The sequence below is a fragment of the Collimonas sp. OK242 genome (assembly GCF_900107095.1).
Taxonomy (GTDB): domain Bacteria; phylum Pseudomonadota; class Gammaproteobacteria; order Burkholderiales; family Burkholderiaceae_D; genus Collimonas.
On sequence record NZ_FNOR01000022.1, the window covers coordinates 13,694 to 40,154 of the forward strand.

25 protein-coding genes are annotated in these 26,461 nt (G+C 57.8%); 13 read left to right on the forward strand and 12 right to left on the reverse strand.

All coding sequences use genetic code 11. The features are described 5' to 3' along the window. The first annotated feature begins 3 nt into the window (after window positions 1-3). The gene (locus BLV81_RS20610; protein ID WP_092359751.1) at window positions 4-1,383 is read left to right on the forward strand and encodes a formimidoylglutamate deiminase; all 1,380 of its coding nucleotides are present in this window, start codon (window positions 4-6) and stop codon (window positions 1,381-1,383) included. Between the two features lie 33 nt (window positions 1,384-1,416). Continuing rightward, complete coding sequence (gene hutG / locus BLV81_RS20615) at window positions 1,417-2,238, forward strand: N-formylglutamate deformylase (protein WP_092359753.1); 822 nt, start codon at window positions 1,417-1,419, stop codon at window positions 2,236-2,238. On the opposite strand, the gene cls is transcribed toward hutG, so the two are convergent. Both cls and BLV81_RS20625 read right to left on the reverse strand, forming a co-directional pair. Next, window positions 2,239-3,573 carry a cardiolipin synthase gene (cls, locus tag BLV81_RS20620; protein ID WP_092359755.1) on the reverse strand — a complete coding sequence of 445 codons (1,335 nt, stop codon included), beginning with the start codon at window positions 3,571-3,573 and terminating at the stop codon, window positions 2,239-2,241. 51 nt (window positions 3,574-3,624) lie between these two features. Further along, entirely contained in the window at window positions 3,625-5,736 is a 2,112-nt protein-coding gene (locus BLV81_RS20625) for a site-specific recombinase (RefSeq protein WP_092359757.1), read from the reverse strand. Between the two features lie 106 nt (window positions 5,737-5,842). On the opposite strand from BLV81_RS20625, the gene aroQ reads away from it, so the two are divergent. Continuing rightward, a complete protein-coding gene (aroQ, locus tag BLV81_RS20630) occupies window positions 5,843-6,463 on the forward strand; it encodes a gamma subclass chorismate mutase AroQ (protein ID WP_092359759.1) in 621 nt (206 codons plus the stop codon). 26 nt (window positions 6,464-6,489) lie between these two features. Here aroQ and BLV81_RS20635 read toward each other — a convergent pair whose 3' ends face one another. The 3 genes from BLV81_RS20635 to BLV81_RS20645 form a co-directional block, all read right to left on the reverse strand. Beyond that, window positions 6,490-7,593: a patatin-like phospholipase family protein gene (locus BLV81_RS20635; protein WP_176992917.1), complete on the reverse strand. Its 1,104-nt coding sequence runs from the start codon at window positions 7,591-7,593 to the stop codon at window positions 6,490-6,492. Window positions 7,594-7,702: 109 nt separating this feature from the next. Then, window positions 7,703-8,326, reverse strand: coding sequence for a hypothetical protein (locus BLV81_RS20640; RefSeq protein WP_092359763.1), 624 nt, complete (start codon window positions 8,324-8,326; stop codon window positions 7,703-7,705). Between the two features lie 91 nt (window positions 8,327-8,417). After that, window positions 8,418-8,861, reverse strand: a complete 444-nt coding sequence (locus BLV81_RS20645) for a CHRD domain-containing protein (protein WP_092359766.1) — start codon at window positions 8,859-8,861, stop codon at window positions 8,418-8,420. 176 nt (window positions 8,862-9,037) lie between these two features. On the opposite strand from BLV81_RS20645, the gene BLV81_RS20650 reads away from it, so the two are divergent. From BLV81_RS20650 to BLV81_RS20690, 9 genes are all read left to right on the forward strand, one after another. Continuing rightward, on the forward strand, window positions 9,038-9,967 hold the full coding sequence (locus BLV81_RS20650; protein ID WP_092359767.1) for a cation diffusion facilitator family transporter: 930 nt from the start codon (window positions 9,038-9,040) through the stop codon (window positions 9,965-9,967). 254 nt (window positions 9,968-10,221) lie between these two features. Beyond that, window positions 10,222-11,880, forward strand: coding sequence for a methyl-accepting chemotaxis protein (locus BLV81_RS20655; RefSeq protein WP_092359769.1), 1,659 nt, complete (start codon window positions 10,222-10,224; stop codon window positions 11,878-11,880). 28 nt (window positions 11,881-11,908) lie between these two features. Further along, window positions 11,909-13,729, forward strand: a complete 1,821-nt coding sequence (locus BLV81_RS20660) for a methyl-accepting chemotaxis protein (protein WP_092359771.1) — start codon at window positions 11,909-11,911, stop codon at window positions 13,727-13,729. Between the two features lie 253 nt (window positions 13,730-13,982). Then, window positions 13,983-15,128: a 50S ribosomal protein L11 methyltransferase gene (locus BLV81_RS20665; RefSeq protein WP_092359838.1), complete on the forward strand. Its 1,146-nt coding sequence runs from the start codon at window positions 13,983-13,985 to the stop codon at window positions 15,126-15,128. A gap of 275 nt (window positions 15,129-15,403) precedes the next feature. Beyond that, window positions 15,404-15,733 carry an Hpt domain-containing protein gene (locus BLV81_RS20670; protein ID WP_092359773.1) on the forward strand — a complete coding sequence of 110 codons (330 nt, stop codon included), beginning with the start codon at window positions 15,404-15,406 and terminating at the stop codon, window positions 15,731-15,733. A 188-nt stretch (window positions 15,734-15,921) separates the two neighbouring features. Then, on the forward strand, window positions 15,922-16,332 hold the full coding sequence (locus BLV81_RS20675; RefSeq protein ID WP_092359774.1) for an OsmC family protein: 411 nt from the start codon (window positions 15,922-15,924) through the stop codon (window positions 16,330-16,332). A gap of 60 nt (window positions 16,333-16,392) precedes the next feature. Continuing rightward, a complete protein-coding gene (locus BLV81_RS20680) occupies window positions 16,393-16,944 on the forward strand; it encodes an NADPH-dependent FMN reductase (RefSeq protein ID WP_092359776.1) in 552 nt (183 codons plus the stop codon). Between the two features lies 1 nt (window position 16,945). Continuing rightward, entirely contained in the window at window positions 16,946-17,875 is a 930-nt protein-coding gene (locus BLV81_RS20685) for a DnaJ C-terminal domain-containing protein (RefSeq protein WP_092359778.1), read from the forward strand. Window positions 17,876-17,885: 10 nt separating this feature from the next. After that, entirely contained in the window at window positions 17,886-18,209 is a 324-nt protein-coding gene (locus BLV81_RS20690; protein WP_092359780.1) for a chaperone modulator CbpM, read from the forward strand. On the opposite strand, the gene BLV81_RS20695 is transcribed toward BLV81_RS20690, so the two are convergent. From BLV81_RS20695 to BLV81_RS20725, 7 genes are all read right to left on the reverse strand, one after another. Next, window positions 18,159-19,175, reverse strand: coding sequence for a 2-hydroxyacid dehydrogenase (locus BLV81_RS20695; protein ID WP_092359782.1), 1,017 nt, complete (start codon window positions 19,173-19,175; stop codon window positions 18,159-18,161). The genes BLV81_RS20690 and BLV81_RS20695 overlap by 51 nt on opposite strands. Window positions 19,176-19,202: 27 nt before the next feature. Next, window positions 19,203-20,477: an MFS transporter gene (locus BLV81_RS20700; protein ID WP_092359784.1), complete on the reverse strand. Its 1,275-nt coding sequence runs from the start codon at window positions 20,475-20,477 to the stop codon at window positions 19,203-19,205. 69 nt (window positions 20,478-20,546) lie between these two features. Further along, window positions 20,547-21,524: a sugar kinase gene (locus BLV81_RS20705; protein ID WP_369823912.1), complete on the reverse strand. Its 978-nt coding sequence runs from the start codon at window positions 21,522-21,524 to the stop codon at window positions 20,547-20,549. Continuing rightward, window positions 21,515-22,327: a sugar phosphate isomerase/epimerase gene (locus BLV81_RS20710; protein WP_143036400.1), complete on the reverse strand. Its 813-nt coding sequence runs from the start codon at window positions 22,325-22,327 to the stop codon at window positions 21,515-21,517. The genes BLV81_RS20705 and BLV81_RS20710 overlap by 10 nt, the downstream gene beginning before the upstream one ends. Window positions 22,328-22,500: 173 nt before the next feature. Then, complete coding sequence (locus BLV81_RS20715) at window positions 22,501-23,586, reverse strand: LacI family DNA-binding transcriptional regulator (protein ID WP_255365395.1); 1,086 nt, start codon at window positions 23,584-23,586, stop codon at window positions 22,501-22,503. A 166-nt stretch (window positions 23,587-23,752) separates the two neighbouring features. After that, window positions 23,753-24,640, reverse strand: coding sequence for a GntR family transcriptional regulator (locus tag BLV81_RS20720; protein WP_092359792.1), 888 nt, complete (start codon window positions 24,638-24,640; stop codon window positions 23,753-23,755). 260 nt (window positions 24,641-24,900) lie between these two features. Next, the gene (locus tag BLV81_RS20725) at window positions 24,901-25,551 is read right to left on the reverse strand and encodes a YceI family protein (RefSeq protein ID WP_092359794.1); all 651 of its coding nucleotides are present in this window, start codon (window positions 25,549-25,551) and stop codon (window positions 24,901-24,903) included. A 184-nt stretch (window positions 25,552-25,735) separates the two neighbouring features. On the opposite strand from BLV81_RS20725, the gene BLV81_RS20730 reads away from it, so the two are divergent. Continuing rightward, window positions 25,736-26,437, forward strand: coding sequence for a glutathione S-transferase family protein (locus BLV81_RS20730; RefSeq protein WP_092359796.1), 702 nt, complete (start codon window positions 25,736-25,738; stop codon window positions 26,435-26,437). The last annotated feature ends 24 nt before the right edge of the window (window positions 26,438-26,461 follow it).

Below are 26,461 nucleotides of genomic sequence, written 5' to 3' on the forward strand. Positions count from 1 at the left end.
TGCATGAAACAACTGATCGCCGACCGCGCCCTGTTGCCCGAAGGCTGGCGCGACAATGTATTGCTGGAATGGGACGACAAGGGCATCCTGACGCGGGTCAGCCCCGATGCCGCGGAAATCGCACTGGCGCCCAGAGCCGTCGGCGCGGTGTTGCCGGGCATCGCCAACCTGCATTCGCACGCGTTTCAAAGAGCGATGGCGGGCTTGACCGAATATCGCTCCGATCCGGCCGACAGTTTCTGGAGCTGGCGCACCCTGATGTACAAGTTTGCCGGCAAGCTGGCGCCTGCCGATCTGAAGGCGATTGCAGTGCAGCTGTACATCGAGATGCTGCAAGCCGGTTATACCTCGGTCTGCGAATTCCACTATCTGCATCACGATAGCGGCGGCAAGCCGTATGCCAATCCGGCGGAAAACATGGTGTGCCTGATCGAAGCGGCGCAGGAAGTCGGCATCGGCCTGACCTTGCTGCCGGTCCTGTATCAGTACAGCGGCTTCGGCGCACAGGCGCCGCATGCCGGGCAGGCCTGCTTCATCAATTCGCCGGAATGGATCATGAGCGCCTTGCAAACCTTGCAAGCGTCGCATCCGCAGCATGCCGCTTTGCGCTACGGCGTCGCGCCCCACTCGTTACGCGCGGTGTCGCCGCAATCGCTGCAGGAATTGCTGACGCAGCTAAGACAATGGGATGCGCAGGCGCCGGTGCACATCCACATCGCTGAACAAAACAAGGAAGTGGAAGACTGTATCGCAGCCTTGGGTGCGCGGCCGGTGGCCTGGCTGCTGGACAATGTCGAGGTCGACCGCCGCTGGTGCCTGGTGCACGCCACCCAAATGACAAGCGCTGAAACCGAGAAGCTGGCGCGCAGCGGCGCTGTCGCCGGCATTTGCCCGACTACCGAAGCCAATCTGGGCGACGGTATTTTCAACGGTGCTGCCTACGCGGCCGCGCAAGGTGCGTGGGGTATAGGTTCTGACAGTCATGTCAGCACCAGCGTCAGCGAGGAATTGCGTTTGTATGAGTACGGCCAGCGCCTGCAGCGTCGCCAGCGCAATGTGCTGGTCGGCAGCGCCAGCGCTTCGGTGGGCGCTTATTTGTATCGGCAAGCCCTGCGTGGCGGCGCTGCCGCCAGCGGGCGGCAGGTGGCTGGGCTGGCGGTCGGACAACGCGCCGATTTGCTGGCGTTGGATCCGCAGCACGCAGACCTGAACGGCAAACATGGCGAGCAGTTGCTCGACAGTTTTGTGTTTTGCCACCACGGGCAAACACCGGTGCGCGATGTCATGGTCGGCGGCCATTGGGTCATCAGAGACCATCGGCATAGTCGGCAGGAACAAAGCGCCTTGTCATATGCGCGTACCATGCAGAGATTGCTGGACTAAAAAACCGAATCAGGTAGATTGAAAGGATAAATGATGAGTTTCCCTGTGGAAAAATTTCTGTTTCATCGCGGCAGATTGCCGTTGCTGGTGTCGATGCCGCATGCGGGGGAGTATATTCCGCCGGATATCCGCGCCAGCATGAGCGCTGCAGCGCTCGATATTGCCGATACCGACTGGCACATGCCGCAGTTATACAACTTCCTGGAACAGCTAGGCGCTTCGGTTCTGGTGGCGACCCACTCGCGCTATGTGATCGATTTGAATCGCCCCGAAGACAATGTGAATCTCTACCCGGGGCAGGATACGACCGGACTGTGTCCGCTGGATACCTTTCACAAGGAAGCCCTGTATCAAGCCGGTAAAAATCCTGATGAGGCCGAAATCCAGCGCCGGGTTAGCGCATACTGGCGGCCTTATCACCAGCAGCTGGAGCAGGAATTGCAGCGCCTGCGCGCCGAGCATGGCGTGGCGATGCTGTGGGATGCGCACTCCATCGCATCGGTGGTGCCGCGCTTCTTCGAAGGCCGCTTGCCTGACTTGAATCTGGGCACCGGGGGCGGCAGCTCATGCGCGCCGGAACTGACGCAACAGTTGCAGGTGGTGGCCGTTCAGGCGGCCGGGGCGGGCTACAGCCATGCGGTGAATGGCCGTTTCAAGGGCGGCCATATCACGCGCCACTACGGCAAGCCGGAACAGAATATCCACGCGGTGCAGCTGGAGCAGGCGCAAATTACTTATATGGAAGAACAGCTGCCGTTTGCGTTCGACGAGCAGCGGGCGGCGCGGGTGCGGCCGACTTTGCAGCGCTTTATGGACGTGATGCTGGCCTGGGCGCAAAGCCACGCGCTGCGCTGATCATAACCAATAACCGAGCGAGCGCGCAGCCCATTCCTTGATGTGATCCGAAAACGGCCGTTGCCGCCATTGTGCCAGCGTGATTTGCTCGGAGCCGCGGATGTCTTCGAGGAAGGCTTTTTCCATTTGGCGGCCGAACTGCTCGTCGATGACAATCACGTTGGCCTCATAGTTGTGGAGAAAACTGCGGATGTCCATGTTGGCGGAGCCGACGGTAGACCAGCTGCCGTCGATGACCGCGGTTTTGGCGTGCAGCACCGCTATCTGCAGCTGATAAATGCGGACGCCGGCGCTCAGCAGTTGCGTATAAAACGATTGGCCGGCATGGTACATCAGGCCGACATCGGACACTCCGGGCATGATGAGCGTGACATCCACGCCGCGCTTGGCGGCGGCGACCAATGCGCCCACCAGCTGGCGGTCGGGGGCGAAGTAGGGCGTGGTGATGTGGATGCTTTTGCGGGCTTGCTGGATCGCCAGGATATAGGCTTTATACAGACTGTAATCGCTGTCAGGCTGGCTGCTCAGCACATGTACGGTCTCGTTGCCGGCTTCAGCCAGTTTCGGGAAATAATTCAGGTCTGGCATATCCTCCGCGTATTGCGTGCCCCAGGTTTGCATGAACAGCAATTGCAGGGAGGCGACGGCAGGGCCTTCTATCTGGACATGGGTGTCGCGCCAGCCTATGGCGTTTGCACTGGCGCGGCGGCCGGCGCGAAACAGCGAGCTATTGGCATATGCGGCGCTGATGTTGACGCCGCCGGTGAAGCCGATCCTGCCGTCCACTACCAGGATTTTGCGATGATCGCGACGATTCAGCTGCCAGCGGCCAAAGCGTTTAAGCGGATTGACCGGATTGAATTCGACCAGCCTGATGCCGGCCGCGCGCATGCGATCGAAAAATTCGGTGGAAGTGCCGATGCTTCCGACACTGTCGTAGATGATGTTGACCTGTACTCCGCTACGTTGCTTTTCCATCAGCAGATCCGCAAACTGCAGGCCGAGCTGGTCCTGGTCGAAAATATAGGTTTCAAAATTAATCGTGCTTTTGGCTTGCTTGATGGCCGCAATCATTGCTGTCAAGGTCTCCGGCCCGTCGAACAGCAAGGTCACCTGGTTGCCTTTGACTAGCGGGCTGCCGGTAGCCGCTGCTTCCATTGCCGCCAGGTTGCCGAGCCTGGACGCGGCATTTTCCTGGCGATTGCCGGTTGCGCCAACCTGCAACACTGACGCGCTCAAATTGCTGACGTCGGGCAAAGTCGAACAGGCTGCTGTCAGGATGCACAGCAGCGCCACGGCGCATCGTAGAAAAAAATCACCTAGCTGAACGTTCATTTTGGTATTTTGCCTGCAGTACGTCGTTTTTAAGTGCGTTGTTTTTAACACCTAAGCGGCAGGCTTGTCCTGTTCCAGCGGAGCGACCCTCTTGGGCGGGATGAAGAAATCCTTGGGGCCGCTTCTGAAACGTGTGAAGACCGCTCTGGCCAATGTCACTCCATGACGGAAGCGGATCTGGCGCGCACGCATGGCCACGAACAAGGCCAGCGAAAAGCTGACCCAGAGGTTGACCGTGCCTATCCCCAGCACGCCGATGACGGAGACCGCCGCCGTACGCCAACCCATCTGATGGTCCAGGCCGACCATGGCGGTGGCAAAGTTGGTGGCCGAAAACGTAATGTGGCGGATGTCGATAGGCAAGCCGAGCATGAAACCTATGGTGCCTATCGTGCCGAGCAGTATGCCGAAGTAGAAATTACCCATCAGGCCGCCCAGGTTGCGTTCAAGGTATTCGCCGAACCGGCTCAGCCGTTGCTGGCCCAGCAGCTTGCCTAACCAGCGCGCGCGGGTCACGCGTTGCCCGAAGTGGGTGTAGAGCGCCTTGTTATCATAGTAGCCGGAGATCAGGCCGGCCAGGAACAGGCAGACGCCGGCGATCGCCGCATGGAACAGCGCCAGGCTGGCGAACGGATCGATATCGTGCAGCAGGTGCGCCGCCTTGTCGGGCGCTACCAGATGATGACCGAGCAGGGCGTGATAGGCGAGGGCGATCAGGTAGGCTGCCGGAAAAGCCAGCAGCAAATTGCCCGCCACCGCGATAAATTGCGTGCGTATCACTTTGACGATCAGTTCCACCAGACTGTCGAGATCGATATTGCGGCCGTCGCGGCTTTGCAGGCCGGAAGCGATGCGCGATGCAGTCATCGCCGGCTGCTTGGTAGCGACCGTGAAATGCAGCACATGGATCAGCATGAAGCCGAGCGAATAATTCATGCTGAATAAAAACGCCTCCACCAGCGGCGCGGCGCGCAGGTAAGATGCCAGTATCTTCAGCAGCGACATGAAGCCGATGACCAGCCCGGCGCCGGAAGCGGAGCGGAACATCGCGCCATATTCCTGACGGTCTTCAGCAATATAGTGTTCGCCGGTACGGCTGGCGTTTTCGGTGACATTGCGCGCCAGCAGATTGATATTGTCGGCGAATAGTTCGCGCACCGCATATTTGCGGTTATGCCCTTCGATCAGTTCCCGGCCTAGCGCCAATGCCAGGTTGCGTTTGGCGAGTTGAGCGGCGTCTGCCGGGTTTTGATCCTGCGTATCTTCGGCAGCTTCGGCCTTGGTTTCAGCGACATCGACCAGACTCAGCAGCTTGCGCAGGCGCGTGATGCTTTGCTCCAGCCTGACCAGCAGATAGGTCAGGGAAACGCTGCTCCCCATGCGCAAGGCGTTTTTACGGATTTTGAGGACGATGGTCTCGCATTGATCCAGCATCACTGCCAGATGGCGGGCATCTTCCAGCGGCGGCAACCGGCTTGGATCGGTCGCCGATTCGCTCGCTGCCAGATGGCGGCGATAGCTGTTCAGGTACAGGTGCAGCTCGACGTTTTGCATCAGGAACGGCGATTCGAATTCGTCAATGCTGGGATACAGCCTGAGCAATCCCGGCTCCAGTCCCATGGCGCTGATGCGATAGGACAGAGTCTGGATCGCTTCCAGCAATTCGCCCACGGTTTTATGGCGTTCGGCGGCGTCGCTGGCGGCGTTGTTCTCAGCATCGGCATAGGGCGCCGCCTGGCTTAGCAAGTCGAACAAGCTCAGCCATTCCGCTGCCGGCACTGCATTGATCCACAGGTAGTCGGTTTCGATCGGCAGCAGGCGATCAAGGCAATCGCGCAAGTAATTTTCATCCAGCGCCGGCGGCAGGATGCGAAACGACAGGCGCTGAAAAAGTTCGGTGAAAAAGCCGGCATTCGGCAAGATGCCGGTATCGGTATACAAACTGATCTGGCGGCGCGTCGAAAACAGATGCAGCACGTAATGGCGCAGGGCGCTGGCCTGGGCCGGTTCGCCATGCAGCAATTGCACCAACACTCGTACGTTCTCGGCCGCCTGTTCGCCTTGCTCCGGTTTGCCAGGGCGCAAGGTCTTTATCAGGGCCGCCAGATGGTCGATATTGTCGGAGTTCGGATCGGCAGCGATGAGTTTTAGTGTTGACAGCATGTAAATTTTTATAAAATGCAAAGTGGATAGTGTACGTTTAGTTTATCGAAACGGGTTGTGGATGAACGAATGAATGTTATGTTTCGCGTTGTCATAGAAAGTAGCCATGAAATTTTCCAAAGAACTTTCCACATCCCGATCCTTGGGCAAATTCCTTGCCTGCTGGTTCCTGTTGTTTGCCCTGGCGGCTTGCCAAAGCATGCCGCCAGGACCAGGTGCGCAGAGTGGCCCGGGCGCTCCGAGCGTCGCTGCTGCCGACGCCGCCCGGATCGACCATCTGCTGGTGCTGATAGATCAACGTCTGGCAGTCGCGCCCATGGTGGCCAAAGCGAAATGGAATTCCGGCGGCGCCATCAACGATCCGCCGCGCGAGCAGCTGATACTGGACGCCGTCGCCGCCCAGGCCAAGAGCTTGGATGCGGGGTTTGTACGGCGCTTCTTCCAGGCCCAGTTCGACGCCAGCAAAGCCCTGCAGCTAGGTTTGCATGCGCAATGGCGCCGGCAGGGCGCCGGCAATTTTAGCGATGCTCCGGATCTGGGGCGAGACGTGCGGCCGGTGCTGGACCAGCTGACGCCGCAATTGATCGCCGCGCTAGGCCAGATTCAGCCCTTGCTCGCGCAGCCTGGCATGCCGGCCTATATCGAAATGCGCTCACGGCTTCTGGTGCGCGGCGATCTGGACGGTTTGCCGCGCCGCGTGGCGCTCCAGGGCTGGATGGAGAATTAGGTCAACACGCCCTAGCCCTGACATGGTCAAGGTTTGTTGTGCCTGGTCGCATGACGCATATGCTGTTTGTAATTGGCGTGAGGCTTGCCAAAGGCTTCCAGTCCGCGCTGATAGCCGTATTGCCACTGCGCTTCGACATGTTCCACATAGGTTTCATAGCGCGCCGGCATGAGCAGGCGCAAACGGTTCTTAGGCCATGACAGTTTCTGCTGCATGCCGCGTTTGCGGAATACGCTTTCCACATCCGAGGTATCGATCCAGACGTCGGCATGCTGGCGATGGACATGCCGTAATCGCTGGTTGCCGTCGACGCCCAGCACCGCACGCCAGGCAGGGATGGCAAGCGCCTGGCTGAACGGCGCTTTCAGCTCCATCACCACGCGTTGCGCTAATTTATTCGCCAGCTCGATGGGGAACAGGTCGACCACGCCGCCGGTGTAATGCTTGGCCTGATGCGAATGGCAGCGAAAATAAAACATGTCGGAAATGGAAATCCGCACGGCATCGCCGATAGGCATATGAACCTCGGTCAGCAATTGCGGCGCGATCGCATTGTCGCCCCACATCGTATCGCTCATGGGAGAGCGCATGCCGTCGAGCAGCGCCGCAGTGCGCGGATTGCAAAATACGGTCTCGGCAAATAATTTGCGGCCCGCCCGGCGTTGTCCGGTCTCCTCTTTCGAAAACAATATTTTTCCGCCGATGATGGCGACCGCAACCGGATCTGCCGATTGCGGCTGGAGCGGCGGCAAGGGCAATTCTGCCGGGATGTCGAAAAAATAGTCGCTGAACAGATCGGGAATCCTGGCGGCGCGCTTTAGCGTGAGGCGGCGTTTGACCGCATGGATAAAGGAACGGCCGATGGCGGCTTTAGGTGTCGATTGCAAGCCGCAGAGAAATTGATACATCGCTGGCGAGCTGATCCATGCCTTGCGCTGCGCATCGTCCGGCAATGCCTGGATCACGGCGGCGGCGATGGAGCCGCCGCAACTGGCCAGCAGCAGGTCCGGTTGGTTATTGGTGTCGACTGCTGCTGCGTACATGCCTAGATAATAGCCAAAGCGAAAACCACCGCCCGCCATCACCATGCAACATCGATATTTCCCGGTTCGGGTTTCGCTTAGCGTCATGGGCTGGAATGATGCATCAGATGCACCTTGAATATCAAGGATCTGCACCGAAACCGACACGGAATCGCATTCAATTGGCGTGTCTGTCGCTGCAGGCGTTGCCGCCCCACTAGCAATGCGCCCAGAACAGTCTGGTTTGCAGCTCATCGCGTTCGCGTCGCATGCTGTCGCGGATATGCGGCGGCTGCCGGCGGCGGCCCATGGTGTTAAGCCATTCAAGGCGTCGTCCAAGTGCCAGGCAATCGACGCCGGCCTCGGTGGTGATGGTGGCGATGGGCGGTTCGATCACGGCGGCCGCCGGCGCAGCCTGGGCTAGCTGTGGCGGCGCTTGGCGTAGCGTACGTTCGATCGTCGCCTGGTCGACCCCGGGGATGATGGCGTTATTGGTAATCTGCACAGGTTTGGCTTTGCTGCCTTGAGGACAGCCCTTGTCGGTATAGACGATCTTGCCGTCGATGGTGCATTTGGCAATGACGCCGACGTTCTCCAGCAATGGTCGGTTCGCGCCTGTCGATGGCGCTGGTGGTGGCGGCTCGTGCGCCGCCATAGGCGCCGCGGCGGGCGCAGGCGATACGGGATTTGCCGCGAACGGCGCAGCGTTGGCGGTTTTTGCCGGACTTTCAGGATTCCGGCTGCCAGCGCCATTGAGTGAATGGTCGACAGCATACAGAACGCCGCTGGCAAGCGCGATGGCCAGGAAGAATGCGCCAAAAATCCGGATCGCAGGATGCATAGGTTTACTCAAAAGGCAATATCATCAACCGGCCGCCATGGCTGGCTTGCAATAGGTCGCAAGCCAGCCATGGCGGCTTCGCGAGTGCAGCTCAGGGCAGCAGCTGACCGCGAATTTCGCCGCCGGGATTGGCCTCGCTATGGACATTGATATACAGGTTGCCGGCCATGTAGCTGGCGTACTGGGCGTCGGTGAACTTGGCGCCGGGCGGCACCGACCATGTGTTGTCGTCAGTCTTGGTCAAAGGCACCAGTACCGGGCCGTTCTTGCCCATTGCGGCTTCATGGATATGCGCCATTTTTCCTTGTACGCCAATCGTGGTGACGCTGCCGCTAACCGATTTGTCGGCTGCAATCACGATACTGCCGCTGCCGGTTGCCGCCGAGCCGGTAGGCGGTACTTCATGCCCGCCGTCCAGGGTCACCTTGCTGGTGTGGCCCGCATTCATCGACATCGTCGAGCATGCTCCAAGCAGCAATGCCAGTGCAACAGAAGCGAACAACGATGGCCTTATGTTTTTTAACAGGGTAGTCATTTGTTTTCCTTTGTGCCGGTTATTGGGGGAAAGCAAACGATAGTGTAGTCCGCTTTCATTCTTGCGGAAATTTTTATGTATTTGCTTGACCTTGTAGTAGCTATAAGGTTTTTAATGGGAGCATAGGATCGCAATAAAGCGGTACATTATCTGCATGCCACACTCCAAGGACAAACATGAGCGCAGGCCATACGCACGCCTTACCCCGCAGCCAGAACGAGAAATATATCTGGATCGCGTTGGGACTTACCACGCTCTTCCTGATAGTCGAAGTTATCGGCGGCCTGATCACCGGCAGTCTGGCGCTGATCTCGGATGCGGCGCACATGCTGACCGACACCATGGCCCTGGCAATCGCCCTGGCGGCGATCCGCATTGCCAGGAAAGCGCCTGACGCCAAGCGCACTTTCGGCTATCATCGTTTCGAAATCCTGGCCGCCGCGTTCAACGCGGTATTGCTGTTCATGGTGGCGATGTATATCTTGTACGAGGCTTACCAGCGCTTCCGCAACCCCGCTGAAGTCCAGTCGACTGGGATGCTGGTCATTGCCGTCTTTGGCCTGGTCGTGAACCTGATCAGCATGCGCCTGCTCAGCGGCGGCAAGGCTGCCAGCCTGAACGTCAAGGGTGCGTATCTGGAAGTCTGGAGCGATATGATGGGTTCGGTCGGCGTGATCATCGGTGCCTTGGTGATACGCTATACCGGCTGGGCGTGGGTCGATTCGGTGATCGCTGTATTGATCGGATTTTGGGTGTTGCCGCGCACCTGGATCTTGCTGAAGGAGAGCGTCAATATCCTGCTGGAAGGCGTACCCGAAGGCATGGATATTGAAATGGTACAAGCCGCGCTGCGCACAGTGCCGGGAGTCCTGGGTGTGCATGACTTCCATCTATGGGCGCTCACCAGCGGCAAGGCCAGCCTGACCGCGCATGTGGTGTACGACCCGGCTTATTCGACGGAACAGTTGCTGCCGGCGCTGAAAGAGATCTTGGCGTCGCAATTCGCGGTGTATCACACCACGCTGCAGTTTGAGGTAAATCCTTGCGCCCATACGGAAGATGGATGCAACTACAGCGCAGCAAAAGAACCGCACATGCATGCCTGAGCAGTCTGTCCGGAGGCAAATTGCGCGTCCACGTGTTGCACCACCACCACCAAAGCCGCCGCTATCCATTCCGCCATCGACTCAGCTTGATTCACGCATGCAGCGCGATTGCGAAAAATTTTTGTTCTCCCCCTTCAGCTAAGCAACAACACTGCCGTTAATGCAAAGGAAGGCTTGGCGGACGATTGCTTTCCGTGCGACGCCTGACTGCGGCACGCTACTAATAATTGCTTAGGCAAAACGGGGATCCATTCATGAATAAATTGTCTTTTACGCAAAAACTCTGGCTGCCGTTGCTGATCAGCCTGGTCGCACTATTTTCGATCTCCGTCTTTAACGCCTATCAAGCGCGGCAGATCCGGCTGGAGGAACGTAAAAGCGATTTGAGGAATGTCTCTGATACCGCCATGAGCATGATCAAGGAATACGGCGCCATGGCCGCCAGCGGGGCGCTCAGCAAGAGCGAGGCGCAACAGCAGGCGCTGGCGCGGCTGAAGGCCTTGCGCTTCGGCAAGGATGGCTATTTTTCGATTATTACTTCGAATGAAGTAATGGTCATGCATCCGATCAAGCCGGAGCTGGACGGGCGCAAGATGAGCGATTTCAAGGACCCTGAGGGTAATCCGGTATTTGCCTTGATTTCCAAGGCAGGAAGCCAGCCTGGCGGCGGTTTCATCGAGTATGTCTGGCCGCGCGTCGGCGCTGCCGAGGCGGTGCCGAAGATGTCGTTCGCGCTCGGCTACCAGCCATGGGACTGGATCGCCACTACAGGTATTTATGTGGACGATCTGAACCAGGCTTTCATGCAATCCCTGTATCAGGGCGGCGCCATATTGCTGGTAGTGGCGCTGGCGCTGAGTGCACTGATCGTCTATTCCAACCGCAGCATGCTGAATGCGATCGGCGGCGATCCTGGCGGTGCAGCCGACATCGCCAACCGCATTGCCGACGGCGACCTCAGCCAGGATATAGCAACCCGCCCGGGCGATACGCGCAGCCTGGTGTACGCGATGAAATGCATGCGCACATCGCTGCTGCATACGATTTCCAATATCAAAAGTTCTGCTGACACGATTGCCACCGCCTCCGGCCAGATCGCCAGCGGCAACCTGGATTTGTCCAGCCGCACAGAACAACAGGCCGGATCGCTGGAAGAAACCGCTTCGGCCATGGAACAACTGACCTCGACCGTCAAGCAAAACGCCGACAACGCGCGGCAAGCCAATCAGTTGGCGGTCACCGCTTCACAAGTGGCAAGCGACAGCAGCGCGGTGGTGTCGCAGGTGGTCGACACGATGGGCAATATCCGCAATTCGTCGAAGAAAATCGTCGATATCATCGGCGTGATCGACGGTATCGCTTTCCAAACCAATATTCTCGCCTTGAACGCCGCGGTGGAAGCGGCGCGCGCCGGCGAGCAGGGCCGCGGCTTTGCCGTGGTGGCCTCCGAGGTGCGCAATCTGGCGCAACGTTCGGCCGCTGCAGCCAAGGAAATCAAGGTGCTGATCGACGACTCAGTCAGCCAGGTCGGCAGCGGCAGCAAGCTGGTCGAGCAAGCCGGCGTAACCATGGGGGAAGTGGTGACGAGCGTCAAACGCGTGACCGACATCATCGGTGAGATCGCCACCGCCAGCCAGGAGCAAAGCACGGGCATCGAGCAGGTCAATCACGCGATCACCCAAATGGATGAGGTGACCCAGCAAAATGCCGCCCTGGTGGAGCAAGCTGCTGCAGCCGCAGCATCGCTGCAAGAGCAGGCCGTCAACCTGGCGCAGATGGTGGGCGTGTTCAAAACCGATAGTGCTCATGTCAGCCAAGCTGGCCATGGCGAGCCGGCCAGGCACGCCATGGATATCACGCCGCGGCCTGCGCAATTGTCCGCCAGGCCAACAGCCCGACGCGCGGCGGCCTAGCTTAATTTTTACAGGAAGGTGTGCAGGTATGAAAAATCTGAGTCTGAAAGCAAAATTGTGGCTGGTGCTGGCGGTCATGTGGCTGGGCTTGCTGTTGCTGGCCGGCTGGTCCGCTTTGAACACCCGCGACACGATGATGAGCGAGCGCGAGGCCGGACTGAAGAATGTGGTGGAGACGGCGGCTGGCATTGTTAAAGGCTATGCCGATGACGTCGCCGCCAACAAGCTCAGCCTGGCGGATGCGCAAAGCCAGGCTTTGCAGCGCCTCGGCAGCATGCGCTATGGGAAAGACAACTACGTGTTCGTCTTCGATTCGCAGCCGGTGGTATTGATGCACCCGACCAGCAAGGATATCGTCAACAAGAACGTCGGCGACCGCAAGGATACCGACGGCAAATTGTATTATGTGGAGATGGTCAAGCTGGGCAAGCAGCAACAGCAAGGCATAGTGCATTACATGGGGCGCTTGCCCGGGACCGCCGACACCCGCGCCGAAAAAATCAGCCAGGTGAACTATTTTGCGCCTTGGGACTGGTATCTGGTATCGGGCGTGTTTGTGAACGATGTGCAAGCGGCGTTTTATGACAATCTGCTCAAACTGCTGGTGATCATGATCATCATCGGCGTGACCGTATCTGCGACCATGTTGCTGATCATCCGCAGTGTGACGCGCAGCCTGGGAGGAGAGCCCGGCTACGCAGCGGCCATCGCCGCCAGAATCGCCGGCGGCGAGCTGGATTTAACCGTGCTGGTCGACGCCGGGGATAAAACCAGCTTGCTGCACGCAATGCGGCAGATGCAGCAGCAACTGGCGGCAGCCATCACCGAAATTCGCGAAGGTACGCACAATATCGGCGATTCGATCAAGGAGATTTCCGCCGGCAACAGCGATTTGTCAGCGCGCACCGAGCAGCAGGCGGCCTCGCTGCAGCAAACCGCAGCCAGCATGGAGCAGTTGACTGCCACGGTGCGGCAAAACGCCGATAACGCCAGGCAGGCCGGCCAGCTGGCGCAGAGCGCTTCGAGCATCGCGGCCAAGGGCGGCGCGGTGGTCGGGCAGGTAGTGCACACCATGCAGGGCATTACCGATAGCTCCAAACGCATCGCCGACATTATCGGCGTCATCGACGGCATCGCGTTCCAGACGAATATCCTGGCGCTGAATGCGGCAGTGGAGGCGGCCCGGGCAGGCGAACAAGGCCGTGGTTTTGCGGTGGTGGCAGCTGAAGTGCGCAATCTGGCGCAGCGCAGCGCCCAGGCCGCCAAGGAAATCAAGGAATTGATAGGGGACTCGGTCAACAAGGTCGATGGCGGCTCAGAGCTGGTGGCGCGAGCCGGCCAGACCATGGATGAAATCGTGCAGGCGGTCAAGCGCGTGACCGACATCATGGCGGAGGTTACAGTCGCCTCGGAAGAACAAAGCAGCGGCATCGAGCAGGTCAATCAAGCCGTTATGCAAATGGATAAGGTAACGCAACAGAATGCCGCCCTGGTGGAACAGGTGGCGGCTGCCGCCACCTCGCTGGACGGACAGGCGCAACGCTTGCAGGATGCGGTATCGGTGTTCCAGGTGGCGGGGCTCCGGCATAATGGCAATGGGAGTGGCGGTAGTAGCAACAACGCGCCGGCAGTGGCCAAGCGCACGGAGCCATCGTTCAGCGTCAAACAGTTGCCTGCGTCAACCTCGTCACCTGTAAAGCGCGCTGCGCCCCCGGTTCTGAGATCTGTGGATGCGCACAAGGCACCCAAGGTCGGCAAGGCAGCGGCCGCCAGCGGGGCGCAGGGAGCGCGGAAAGCGCCTGTGACCAAACTGGCGGCGTCTAACGCGGATGATTGGGAAACGTTTTAGCGCTGCATGTCTCTGAGATGGCCTGCTGGAAAGAAACAAAGAAACGGCTCACTACCGTGGTCAAGAGGTATACTTCGGATCTATCGAAGCTGCCCGTTTGCTGCGATGGCAAACGGGCAGCGTAGATGATGCATTGCTAATGCGTCATGATCCGCTTCCTACCTACCCACACTGATCGAGACCCATCCATGAGTTTGAATTTTCCCATTGTCGGCTTGCCTTCGACTGAATGTCCTGCGGGCGCCCTATGACTATGCCAGTGGGCGAACCGCCGATGATCCACTGGATCGAGGAAGATCAGCCGTGCTCGGCGCGGTGGCGCTCGGAAAACGGCAACCCCGCGCCCAAGCGGGTGGTGATTGCCGATGATCGGATGACTGCCGATACGGCTTATCGCCTGGCCTGCGAAGGCACCGGCATGCTATGGCGCGGGGATTTCCAGAATGCCCGCCAGTTGCTGCAGGCGCTGGCACGCCGCGCTGAACCGAAGGCGGAAAAGCGCGGCAAGCCGCGCAAGCAGCCAACTTCGCCGACCGATGCCTTCAATCTGCACCGTCAGGCGCAATCGCAACGCGCCCGCACTCTGGGCATGCTGTTGCTGCCGTTTAACGCCGACTACAGCATCCCCCTGCGGCGCGCACCCGATGTGCATCTGGCTTGCAACGAAGCCTATGGCGCGCCGACCGAGCCGTTCGTGGCGTCGCTGCGCGAACTGCTGGGCCTGATCGGTGCGCATGAATGGCGCAAGAAGGGCGTTGAGATTGCCGCGCTAGGCGAGCGCATTCATCCTCACTACGGCGTGTATTCGCCGGTGCGCGGCGAATACATCGAATTGGTGGCGGCAGCGCCGTTGCCATCGACCAAACTGGCCTTCGACATCGGCACCGGCACTGGCGTGCTGGCGGCATTATTGGCAAAGCGCGGCGTGCAGCGCATCGTGGCCACCGATATGGACCCGCGCGCGCTGACTTGCGCCCGGGAGAATCTACGGCGACTGCATGTAGACGACCAGGTAACCCTGCTGCAGGCCGACCTGTTTCCCGAAGGCCGGGCGCCGCTGGTGATCTGTAATCCACCCTGGATTCCAGCGCGGCCCAGCTCACCCATCGAGCATGCGGTCTACGATCCTGAGAGCCGCATGTTGCGCGGTTTCCTGAGCGGCCTGACGCAGCATCTGGAGCCTGGCGGCGAGGGTTGGCTGATCTTGTCCGATCTGGCTGAGCATCTGGGCTTGCGTTCGCGCGCCGAGCTACTGGCGGCGATTGATACGGCGGGCTTGCAAGTATTGGGGAAAGCCGATATCCGGCCGCAGCATCCGAAAGTCTCCGACCAGACCGATCCGCTACATGCGGCGCGCGCCGCTGAACTGACTTCCTTATGGCGACTGGCGGTTCGTTGAGCAGGGTGGATTGATTAAAGTTGCATTTTTATTGCATTAAGGAAAGTATTTGTTGTAAATTCGCCGGTTTCTCGTGATGAAACCGGTGATTTGTTGTGACTCATTGTTAAGCATTGTAAAATATATAAGTTTGCTATTGCGGCAATTAATCTCCAAATCTAGGCTATCTCTCTTTGTCTGACTATAAAAGATGAACAGAAGGGTGCTTGCATCGTTCTGCACTGTTTGCAGACGGTCAAGGCGACATCGCGGGATAAACACTAGAAGTGGACGAAATGAAAAAAAACACGCCGAGCAAACCTAGCCCGCCTCAACCAGTTTCGCTATTGCCCTTGAATGGATGCGAGCTTGGACTTGACGATCTGTTCCTGGACAGCGCAAGGCAAGATCTGCTCAGCATCGAGCAGGCGCTGGCGCGCCGCGATTACGGCGCCATACAACAAACGGTGCATAGTCTGAAAGGGGCGGCGATGATTTTTCGCGCGTCGGCAACGGTCAATGCGGCGCTCCGCATGGAAGCTGTCCTCAACACCGGACTGCCGGTCGATCACGTACAACTCAGCGCGGCGTGTGCTGCGCTGCGGCAGCAGATTGGACCGCTTTGAGCCTCAATGCAGCGCTTGTTTGCTAGTGTTGCCATGGCTTGTATCGATCTGACATTTTGTCTGACATTTGCCCGGCAGCAGATAAGCAATATCCTCCTCTTCTAAAACAGCTATAGTCTCTATGTCAGATCCGCGCATGCCAAGCCGGCATTCGTGGATTGGCAGTTCAACTTTGATATGGAGAGCGCATGGCGTCTGTACACTTACAAAGCACTAGCGGCTTTGCCCAGCAAATTCAAGCCAGGTCGCACCAGTTGCGTGCCGACGAACCGCTCAGCAACGGCGGTACCGATAGCGGCCCCGCGCCGTACGAATTGTTGTTGGCCGGATTGGCCGCCTGTACCTCTCTGACTTTACGCATGTATGCCGATCGCAAGCAATGGGATCTCGGCCTGATCGACGTGCGCTTGCGCTTTTCGCGCGATGAACAGGGACAGGAAAAGATAGACCGCACAGTCGCTTTCGGCGCACAACTTAGCCCGGAACAGATAAGCAGATTGGCTGAGATTTGCGAAAAGACGCCGGTCACGAAAACCGTCAGGCGGGGTACCGAAATTGTGACTACCTTGAGCCAGGCCAAGCTTGATTCATGCAGCTAAGATACGCAATTGTGCATACGCATTTGAGCCCAGCAGTTGAGCAATTCAAAGGAGAAGCGCATGACTAAGATAGTCGGTGTGGCTGGCAGCCTGCGCGGCGGTTCGCTGAATGCCGCATTGTTACGCGCGGCGGCTGATCTGATGCCGCCGGGATCGGCACTGGAGATCGGCACGATCAAAGGGATTCCCTTGTATGACGGCGACCTTGAGCAGGCCGAAGGGATTCCAGCGGCCGTGACCTTGCTGAAGGAGCAGATAGCGGTCGCTGACGCTTTGCTGCTGGTGACGCCGGAATATAATAATTCCATGCCGGGTGTGTTCAAGAATGCGCTCGACTGGTTGTCGCGGCCGCCGGCCGATAGCGCCCGCATCTTTGGCGGTCGCCGGGTTGCTGTGATCGGTGCTTCGCCGGGCGGCTTCGGCACCATCCTGTCGCAAAATGCCTGGTTGCCGGTGTTACGCACCTTAGGCATGCAACCCTGGTTCGGCGGGCGCTTGATGGTGTCGCGCGCCGGTAAGGTATTTAATGAAAACGGGGAGTTGGTTGACGAGCAGGTACGCGAGCAACTGAGGGAGTTCAACCGGAATTTTGTCGAGTTCTTGAAAAGCTGAAATGAAATTCAAAGACTATTACAGCGCCTTGGGCGTCGAGCGCAGCGCCAGTGCCGCCGAGATCAAGCAAGCCTATCGCAAACTGGCGCATAAATACCATCCGGATGTCTCCAAAGACCCGGCCGGAGAAGAGAAATTCAAAGACATTGCGGAAGCTTACGCGACGTTGAAAGACCGCGAAAAGCGCGCTGCCTACGATCAGCTGGGCAGCCATCGTGAAGGTGAAAACGTTGAGCCGCCGCAGTCCTGGCAGCAAGGATTTGCCGCAGGCGGTGCGACGTTCGGCGATGTCGACATGGCCGATATCCTGGCCGCCTTTGCGGCTTCGCGCCATGGCGGCGCAGGCGCCAGAATGCGTCCGGCCAGAGGTGAAGACTACGAAGTCAACGCGCCTATCACCTTGGAGCAGATTTATGAAGGCGGCGAAACCGATGTCCGCCTGAGCATGCCCGAATACGATGAACACGGCACCTTGCACCGGGTGCCGCGCACCTATCGGGTGCAGCTGCCGAAAGGTGCGGAAGACGGCCAAAGACTGCGTCTGGCGGGTAAAGGCGGGCAGGGGCACGATGGCGGGAAACATGGCGATTTGTATGTCGTGATGAAGGTGATTCCGCATCCGCTGTATCGGGTAAGCGGGAAAGACCTGTATATCGATCTGCCTTTGGCGCCATGGGAAGCCGTGTTGGGGGCTACTGTGCTGGTGCCTACTTTGGGCGGCAAGGTTGAGCTGAGCGTTCCTGCGGGTACCGCCGCCAACCGTCAGTTCCGTCTGGCCAAGCGCGGTTTGCCGTCCGCCGGAGGCGAGCACGGTAATTTATATGCGGTGGTAAGGATAGAAGTGCCGCCGGCGGCAACTGCGCGCGAACGCGAGCTATTTGAGCAACTGGCGGCTGAATCGAGATTCAATCCGCGTCAGCATCTTATTTAGGAGGGCGACAATGACTGCTCTGTTAGTAGAAGCCGTTTGGTTAAACGACATTGCGTTGTGTTCGCTGGATGAGTTGGCGGAGTTTTCCGGACTCAGCCATGACGAGCTGGCGGATCTGGTGGCGATTGGCGCCATCGAGCCGGATCGCAGCGCCGCGCCGGAGCATGTGTTTCCGGCGCAAACCATCGTGCTCGCCAGGACCGCGCGCCGTTTGCGCGACGATTTCGAGCTCGATATACACGGCGTGGCCATGGCGCTCAATCTATTGCAGAAAATACATGCGCTAGAGACTCGGCTGGCTGCTTTGGATGCCAAATTGCCGCATTTGAGTTAATACTTCAGCATTGACGACATTGCGCGTGGCCTTGCCACTCAGTGCATCCAGCAAATTTTGCGCTGCGCAGACCGCCATCCCATGCCTGGTCTCATGGGTGGCGGAGCCGATATGAGGCAAGGCCACAACATTCGGCATCTGCAGCAAACGCGAATCCGGCGACAACGGCTCGCGCTCGAACACATCCAGTCCGGCGCCGCGCAGGCGGCCGTTTTCCAAGGCTGAAATCAGCGCGGTTTCATCGATGATGCTGCCGCGGGAAATGTTGATCAGGATGGCGCTGGAACGCATCTGCGCCAATTCGGTCGCGCCTATCATGCCATGGGTTTCCGGCGTCAGGGGAGCCGTGATGCAAACGAAATCGGCACTCTGCAATAAAGTCGCGAGCGGGCAGAAGCGGGCGCCATAGGCCTTTTCAGCTGCCGGATTGGGGTGGCGATTACTGTACAAAACCGGCATGCCGAACCCTAACGATGCGCGTCGCGCCATGGCGCCGCCGATCCTTCCCATGCCGACGATGCCCAAGGTTTTTCCTTGTACGTCGCTGCCAAAACAGTCGTCGCCGATGCTGTGCGTCCAGCGGCCTTGCCGGACGTAATCCGCCATTTCCACTACCCGCCGCGCGGTAGCCAGGATCAGCGCGAAACCGGTGTCGGCCGTGGTTTCCGTCAGCACGTCCGGTGTGTTGAGCAGCGCAATCCCGCGCTTGCTGAGATCGGCCGGGTCGAATTGATCGATACCGACGGAAATGCTGGAAATCGCCTTAAGCCTGGGGGCAAGGTCAAGAATCGTGGCATCGATTTTGACGCTGGCGCCGATCAGACCCACGGCGTCTTCCAGTTGCGCCATGAAAGCGGCCCGATTGCCGGCATTGACGCCGTCAAATTGCACAACCCGGTACGCCTGTTGCAGCATCGCCAGGACATCGTCGGCGACCTTTTTATAGAGGACTATTTTTTCTTGCACAAGAATTCCTTCAGGATGGATGCCGACTTATCGCCGCGCCAGGGCGACGCTGGGAACTGCAGCTTCCGGCTTGACTGAAATCGTCAGTGCCACGGCGGCCAATAAACCGCCCGCCATGAACAGATAGGATGCAAACGGACTGCCGGTTGCGCCATTCAGATAGCCAACCACATAAGAGCCAAGGAAAGAACCGAGCGCCCCCATGCTATTGATCAAGGCCATCGCGCCACCGGCGACATTCTTCGGCAGCAACTCGGGAATGATGGCAAAGAAAGGGCCGTAGGGTGCATACATTGCGGCGCCCGCAATCACCAGCAGAGTGTAGGACAGCCAAAAATTGCTGCTGCCGAGTAAATAGGACGCGAGGAAAGCCAGGGCGCCGATCAGCAGTGCCGGCCAGACGAATAATTTACGGTTTTGCATTTTGTCGGAAGCCCATGAAGTCAGTAACATGGCAATCACGGCGACGAGGTAGGGCAAAGCCGACAGCCAGCCGGTTTCCACCATGCTGATATGCCCGGCATTCTTCAAGATGGAAGGTAACCACAGCACAAAACCGTACACACCGATGCTCCAGCAAAAATACTGGGCGCACAGTTTCACCACGGCCGGCGACTTGAAGGCTTCGGCATAATTGCGCATCGGCTTCATGCCGGCCTGCTCCAGATCGAGCACGGCTTTGAGATCCGCCTTTTCCTGCGGTTTCAGCCAGGTCGATGCTGCCGGTTTGTCCTGGACCACAAACCACCAGATACACGCCCACACAATCGCCGGCAGTCCTTCGGCAATCATCATGTTACGCCAGCCGAAACTGTTGACCAGATAGCCCGACAGCACGGACATCCACAACACGGTGACGGGATTGCCTAAGATTAAAAACGTGTTGGCGCGGGAACGCTCGGTCTTGGTGAACCAGTTGCTGATGTAGATCAGCATTGCCGGCATCACCGCGGCTTCCACCACTCCGAGTGAAAAACGGATCACCATCAGCATCGGGATATTGCTGACCATACCGGTCAGTGCGGCGCAAGCACCCCATAGCACAAGGCTCCAGAAAATCAATTTCTTGACGCTGCGGCGTTCGGCGTAGATGGCGCCGGGAATCTGAAAGAAGAAATAGCCGAGAAAGAACAGGGCGCCGATCAATGACGATGTGCCCTGGGTAATGCCCAGGTCATGATTGATGCCGGCCGTGCTGGCAAAGCCGAAATTGGCGCGGTCGAGATAGGCCAGGCTATAGGTAATAAAAACGATAGGCATGATGAACCACCAGCGCCGGATTGCTAATTTTTTTGTTTCCATGTTGTGTCTCCTTGGATTTTTTCGCATTTGCAGGTTGATACCCGTATTGTTTTTAGCGACGTTTCTGATTTAACTACGTATGTTTAACTGCTCCCTGGTCGGCAATCCTTCGCTATCGCCGATGACCTGAATCGCCATTGCGCCGATTTGATTGCCGCGCTCGACCGCCAAGCGGGGCTCATGTCCGTCCAGCATTGCGCTGATCACGCCGACCGCGAAACCGTCGCCGGCGCCGACGGTATCGACCACGTTTGTCACCAGCGGCGCCGGAACCGTGGCTTCATGTTCTGCGGTGCGCAAATAGGCTCCTGCGCTACCCAGTTTGATGATGACGCCAAGCGCGCCGCGCGCCAGGTAAAAATCGGCAATCTCACGCGGCGACGTCAAGCCGGTCAGGATCCGGCCTTCCTCCAGGCCCGGCAGTACCCAGTCGGCATATGCAGCCAGGGCGTTGAGCCGGTCCACCATGAGCTCACGTGAGCGCCACAGCGTCGGCCGCAAGTTGGGATCGAATGTGATGCTTTTGCCGGCAGCGCGCATTTCGGCAGCGATATGGAAAGCCAGCTCCAGCGACGATTCGGAAATCGCCGGCGCGACACCGGACAGATGCAGGTGGCGCGCAGCCTTGAAATATTCTGGCCGGTAATCTGCGATGGACAGGTGGCTGGCCGCAGAGCCCTTGCGAAAGTATTCGATTTCCGGGTCGCTGCCATCGTCGTTGCGCGATTTCAGCTGGAAGGCGGTGGGATAGCGTTCGTCAATTGTCACGGCGTCGCTATCGATGCCTTCACTCGCCAGCGTCGCCAGTACGAAGCGGCCAAAAGAATCGTTGCCGACACGGCTCATCCAGCCAACTTGAAACCCCAGGCGCGCCAGACCGGTAGCGACGTTGAGTTCCGCACCAGCAGCGCGTTTGACAAAATTCCTGGCTTTGGCTAGGTCGCCTGTTTCGGCAGCGACAAACATTGTCATGGCCTCGCCATAAGTCACCACATCCAGTTTTTTCATTTCGCCCGGTTCGCTTGTGGGCGGCGCTGTTATTGACATGCATTTACTCCTGCTGGTGCTGCAAATGTCGGCTCGCAGGCCGAACGCAAGCGGTCGACGTGCGCCGCCTGCGCCTTTGCGCCTGCAGGCAGCGGATATTCAATCGCTCTCGGCACATGGCCGGGTAACGTCGACAGGCAGGCACGCCAGTCGACCCTGCCGTCGTCGGGCGCCACTGCAAAACGGCGCATGCCTTCGCCTAGCACTCCCTTGCAATGAATATAGCGTACGTGTGAAGCAAGCGCGGCAGCGGCTTCGATGGCGTTCTCGCCGGCCCAGCTCCAATTGCCGATATCAAAAGTCATGGCGACGGGGATGGCGGGCGCATAGGCTTTGCATGCGGTAAAAAAGCTGGCGAACTCCGCGATCCGGCTGCCGCTATCTTGCTGGCCGTTTTCAAGCAGCAACGCGACTGGCGAGTCGGCCAGAGCTTGTCGCAGAAGTTGTACGTCAACGCTGCCGGAGTAGTGATGCATCTGTAATTTAAGCGTTGCCGCTCCTAGCGTTTCTGCTTCACCCAGACGTGCAGCCAAATCCGGCAGATTGAGATTGCCGTCTTGCAGGAACAAGGATTCCGGTGCGGAATACACCGCTTGCAATCCATGTGCAGCCAGTAATGGTTTTAAGGCGGCAAGTTCCGGCGCGATATCATCATCTGCCTGCAGGAATAGCTCCCGGCGGATTTCCAGGCCATTGGCGTTGGCGCCGGCCGCAAGCGGAATGAGCGCGGCATGGCCGTTTTTTCGTACAAAATCGACGCCGTAGGCTGAGGCCACGATGAAGATATCCATGGTTGATGGCAAATCTGTCTCCTGAGAACGACTAGTTATTTTAATATTTTTATTGTTGGAACCGGTTCCATAACAATTTAAAAAAATTGCTGACAATTCATTAAATGACAGATAGATTAAGGCGATGAAGGCGAAAATCTATGGAACCGGTTCCAAGTTAATCTATAAAAAATAGACAGTCAAGCCTAAGTTACACTTTTTAGCGCTGCCGTGGAGCCACGTATCTTCAATTCCCCGGGGAAAGCCAGAAAACGCGGCGGGGTGTTTGCGCCATCGATGCGTTGCACCAGAAACTCCAGCGCCGCATGGCCGATATCGAAGGTCGGCTGACGAATGCCGGTGATACCGCTGCCGGCCAACGCCGCCCAATTAGGATCGTCAAAGCCCAATAAGCCGACATCGTCCGGCCAGTGCGCGCCCAAGCCTTGCAAGCCAAGCGCGGCATTCAGCAACATGCGGCCATTGCCGGCAAGGATGGCGCTGCGCTTTTTACTGTGCAATGCTGCCTGCAACGCTAACTGCAAAGCAGCGGCATCCGCTATATCGACTTCTGAAGTGATTGCGAGGTATTGTTTTCCGGCTTTCTTCACCACTTGATGGATGGCCTGTTCACGTTCGCTGCGACTGCTGATCTGGCCAATCGGCTCGGTAAGAAAGTGAATTGCATGAAATCCCTGGGCAATCAGATGCTGGGCCGCCAGGGTCGCAGCCTGGGTATTGTCAAGTCCAACCATATCGCATTGCAAACGATCGGCGCGGCGATCGATAATGACCATAGGCAGGCCAGTGTTGCCGATGGCCGCCAAATCTTCCTCAGGCAAGCCGATTGGATTGACTACCAAGCCTTCCACGCGATAGTTGACCAGCAAATTCAGATAACGCTTCTCCAATTCAAGCTGGTTATCGGAATTGCAGACCATCAGCATGAAGCCTTGTTTTTGACAGGCAGCCTCGACGCCGCGCATGACTTCAACCGAATACGGATTGCCGATGTCGGCTACTACCATGCCAATCATGCGTGTGCGGCCGCGCTTGAGTCCGCGCGCCATCTGGTTGGGGCGAAAGCCTAGTTTGCGAATGGCGTGCTGTATGCGCAGCCGGAGTGCATCGGAGAGGCTGTCAAATTCGCCGTTCAGATAGCGGGAGACGCTGGTTTTCCCTACCTTGGCTTCGCGCGCAACATCGTTGATTGTGGGTGTGCGGCTTGGATCGGTGTCGGGCATGGAGGGAGCCAGGAAAATGTTGGGAACAGGAGAATGCTGCTCACGCATTATTCCATGCTTGTGTTTGCCGTGACCAGAACCTTTTATTACATTGTGCTGGATGAGTAACGCAAATCAAGCGACATGCCAGCAGCCATGTCCTGCAATTTGACTTCGAATTTTTGGAGTTATAAATGCATGGTCATGTATCGTCATGTGGGTTCTGCATGCGCAATTAATATCGCGCGATGCTCAGGTGATGACGCATCAGCGCGGCCGCCCATTCCCTGTTATCGCTTTCCAGCGCCTGGATGATTTGCAAATGCTCCTTGCATGAGTCGATCCGGCGCGGATCTCGGTGAAGCGCGAGATGTTCGCTCGGGCGCCGAAGTTGATTCTGTTGTTGCACCGCCTGCAGCACGAAGCGATTGTTGGAGAAGCGCGCCAGCATTTCGTGAAAAGCGGCATTCAGCGAGGAGAACGCAAGGCTCGGATGTTCGGCTGGAGCCTGGCCTTGGCGCAGCAATTTTTCATGCGCCAGACGGCTATTCTGCAGCTGGACGGCATCGATCTTGAAACCGCTTTCCAACAGTCCGCCGCACTCCACCATGATGCGAAACTTGTAGCTCTCGGCCATCAGCTCGGGCGAGCCTATGGCCGGCGAAAAATTCCAGCCCTGGCCGCGGCGTTTCTCTATCAGGCCGTCTGCCGCCATGCGCACCAGCGTCCCCCGTAACAAACTGCGCGGCACCGCGTAGCGCGCCAGGAAATCTGTTTCCGTCATCGTGTCGGGCAACAGATTGTTGGCGCGATCATCGATCAGCCGCAGATACAGGGTATCGCCGCTGACGCCGTCAACCACCATCTCCGCCGCTTTGCCCAGCGTGGCATTGGCGCTGACGAAATAGCCGCTGTTCACGTGGTATTCCAGCAACTCTTGTTCGGCCACCAGGCGCAATGCCGCTTTGACCGGGGTACGCGAGACATCAAACTGACTTGCCAGGCCTTCTTCAGTCAAATGTGTTCCGGCAGGTAATTCACCGGTCGTGATCTGTTGGATCAGCCGATTCGCCAGGTCGAGTTGCAAGGGACTCGGACGGCTGGGTTTTTCTGTTTTTGTCATTCTCTTGCCACTGTCAGGTTTACATTTGATTGATGTTAAATGATTAATATCAATTGAGTAAACTAGCGGGCAAATTTGATCGCGATACTTAATGGCTAAGACAATTCTTAAAAAGTGAGATTTATTTGATTTTATCAAAAAGTTAATGCAAATTATTTTGTTGTTGCCGATTTGCCGATTTGCCGATTTGGCGATAGGCGCATCCATGTGGCAGGCGTTCACATCCGATAGGTAGTGCTGCGGCGGAGCAGAGTCAACTTCTACCTGGTCCCGTCCGGCGTTGCCGATCCATAGTCCTTGATGGCTTCAACACAGATATGCAGTGTCACCGCATCGCTGATAAAGGGCACGTAGCTAGCAAGTTTGTAATCGCTGCGTAAAATCTTGGCCGAGCCGTTAGCGCCGCAGGCCTGTTTGCCGTAAGCGAGCATGAAACGGCAATTGAAATTGCTGATTTCCAGCGTTACCGGATGCGTGATGCCCTTGATAGTCAGGTCGCCGTCGACTTGCGTCAGCTGCTTTTCTTCAAAATGCAGGCTGGAGGATTTGAAACTGATCTTCGGGTAGTTGGCGGCGTCGAAAAAATCGCCGGAGCGCAGAATCCGGTTGAAACCGTTGCTGCCGGTACTGACCGACGCCGCATCGATTTCGATGTCGATACTGCCGCTACGTGCGTCGTGATCAATTTCAATCGAGCCGGCGGTGGTGTCAAAGCGGCTGCGCTGCATCGACAAACCCCAATGGTTGTACTCGAAATACGAAAAAGTGTGCTCTGGATCAATCAGGTAACGGTCGGCGGCGAAGCAGGCGCTGCTATCGAGCGTCAGCAGTAATAGTAAAGAGCGCAGCAGAGCGTTTTTTTTGGACAGCCGCTTCTGCAGGGCTGCTATCTGGCTGTGGCTGGTTTGCATGGTGACGCATAGCCTTCGATTTTCGGTGCTTCTCTAAATATCTTAACGATACGGATAGTATATATATTCCGATCCGGAAGCATATAAAATAGTTCTTTCGCAGCAACGCACCAAATTCATTGCCTGCTGCTGCGATTGATCGTAGCAACTCAACGTAGCAACTCAAAACGGAGCGTCTTCCATCATGTACGAGCTGTATATCGCCAACAAAAATTATTCATCATGGTCTTTGCGGCCGTGGGTCCTGATGCGTCAACTCGGGTTGACGTTTAACGAACACATCGTGCCTTTTACTGACGGTGCTGCAGGCTCCAACTGGGATACGTTTCGCAGTTTCTCGCCGTCCGGCAAGGTGCCGGCGTTGATACACGGCGCTACTTCGCTATGGGATTCGCTTGGGATTGTCGAGTATCTGGCCGAACGCCATGGCGGCGTCTGGCCGAACGATCCGCAAGCCAGGGCCTGGGCGCGTTGCGCCGCTGCCGAGATGCATTCGGGCTTTGGCGCCTTGCGGCAGCATTGCACCATGAATTGCGGCATCCGGGTAAGGCTTGAGCACTTATCCGATGCGCTCCAGGGCGAAATTGCGCGGCTCGACGAATTATGGAATGAAGGCCTGGCACGTTTTGGCGGACCTTTCCTGGCCGGTGCAAGCTTCAGCGCCGTCGATGCATTTTTCGCGCCGGTGGCTTTCCGGGTGCAAACCTACGGTCTCAAGTTGAGCCCGGCAGCGCAAGCCTATGTAACGCGATTGCTCGAATTGCCGGCCATGCGCGAGTGGCTGGCCGATGCGCTGGCGGAAACCTGGCGCGAGCCTGGCCATGAAGCCGAGGCCAGTGCGGCGGGCACGCTGCTGGAAGATTTGCGCAGTGCGTCATCAAAGTGAAACGAAAGCGTGCAGCGTGCCATA

Bases quoted from the DNA above. Each gene is read 5' to 3' on its own strand.
- BLV81_RS20610 (WP_092359751.1), top strand. From the start codon at position 4: ATGAAACAACTGATCGCCGACCGCGCCCTGTTGCCCGAAGGCTGGCGC.
- hutG (WP_092359753.1), top strand. From the start codon at position 1,417: ATGAGTTTCCCTGTGGAAAAATTTCTGTTTCATCGCGGCAGATTGCCG.
- cls (WP_092359755.1), bottom strand. From the start codon at position 3,573: ATGAACGTTCAGCTAGGTGATTTTTTTCTACGATGCGCCGTGGCGCTG.
- BLV81_RS20625 (WP_092359757.1), bottom strand. From the start codon at position 5,736: ATGCTGTCAACACTAAAACTCATCGCTGCCGATCCGAACTCCGACAAT.
- aroQ (WP_092359759.1), top strand. From the start codon at position 5,843: ATGAAATTTTCCAAAGAACTTTCCACATCCCGATCCTTGGGCAAATTC.
- BLV81_RS20635 (WP_176992917.1), bottom strand. From the start codon at position 7,593: ATGACGCTAAGCGAAACCCGAACCGGGAAATATCGATGTTGCATGGTG.
- BLV81_RS20640 (WP_092359763.1), bottom strand. From the start codon at position 8,326: ATGCATCCTGCGATCCGGATTTTTGGCGCATTCTTCCTGGCCATCGCG.
- BLV81_RS20645 (WP_092359766.1), bottom strand. From the start codon at position 8,861: ATGACTACCCTGTTAAAAAACATAAGGCCATCGTTGTTCGCTTCTGTT.
- BLV81_RS20650 (WP_092359767.1), top strand. From the start codon at position 9,038: ATGAGCGCAGGCCATACGCACGCCTTACCCCGCAGCCAGAACGAGAAA.
- BLV81_RS20655 (WP_092359769.1), top strand. From the start codon at position 10,222: ATGAATAAATTGTCTTTTACGCAAAAACTCTGGCTGCCGTTGCTGATC.
- BLV81_RS20660 (WP_092359771.1), top strand. From the start codon at position 11,909: ATGAAAAATCTGAGTCTGAAAGCAAAATTGTGGCTGGTGCTGGCGGTC.
- BLV81_RS20665 (WP_092359838.1), top strand. From the start codon at position 13,983: ATGCCAGTGGGCGAACCGCCGATGATCCACTGGATCGAGGAAGATCAG.
- BLV81_RS20670 (WP_092359773.1), top strand. From the start codon at position 15,404: ATGAAAAAAAACACGCCGAGCAAACCTAGCCCGCCTCAACCAGTTTCG.
- BLV81_RS20675 (WP_092359774.1), top strand. From the start codon at position 15,922: ATGGCGTCTGTACACTTACAAAGCACTAGCGGCTTTGCCCAGCAAATT.
- BLV81_RS20680 (WP_092359776.1), top strand. From the start codon at position 16,393: ATGACTAAGATAGTCGGTGTGGCTGGCAGCCTGCGCGGCGGTTCGCTG.
- BLV81_RS20685 (WP_092359778.1), top strand. From the start codon at position 16,946: ATGAAATTCAAAGACTATTACAGCGCCTTGGGCGTCGAGCGCAGCGCC.
- BLV81_RS20690 (WP_092359780.1), top strand. From the start codon at position 17,886: ATGACTGCTCTGTTAGTAGAAGCCGTTTGGTTAAACGACATTGCGTTG.
- BLV81_RS20700 (WP_092359784.1), bottom strand. From the start codon at position 20,477: ATGGAAACAAAAAAATTAGCAATCCGGCGCTGGTGGTTCATCATGCCT.
- BLV81_RS20705 (WP_369823912.1), bottom strand. From the start codon at position 21,524: ATGTCAATAACAGCGCCGCCCACAAGCGAACCGGGCGAAATGAAAAAA.
- BLV81_RS20715 (WP_255365395.1), bottom strand. From the start codon at position 23,586: ATGCGTGAGCAGCATTCTCCTGTTCCCAACATTTTCCTGGCTCCCTCC.
- BLV81_RS20720 (WP_092359792.1), bottom strand. From the start codon at position 24,640: ATGACAAAAACAGAAAAACCCAGCCGTCCGAGTCCCTTGCAACTCGAC.
- BLV81_RS20725 (WP_092359794.1), bottom strand. From the start codon at position 25,551: ATGCAAACCAGCCACAGCCAGATAGCAGCCCTGCAGAAGCGGCTGTCC.
- BLV81_RS20730 (WP_092359796.1), top strand. From the start codon at position 25,736: ATGTACGAGCTGTATATCGCCAACAAAAATTATTCATCATGGTCTTTG.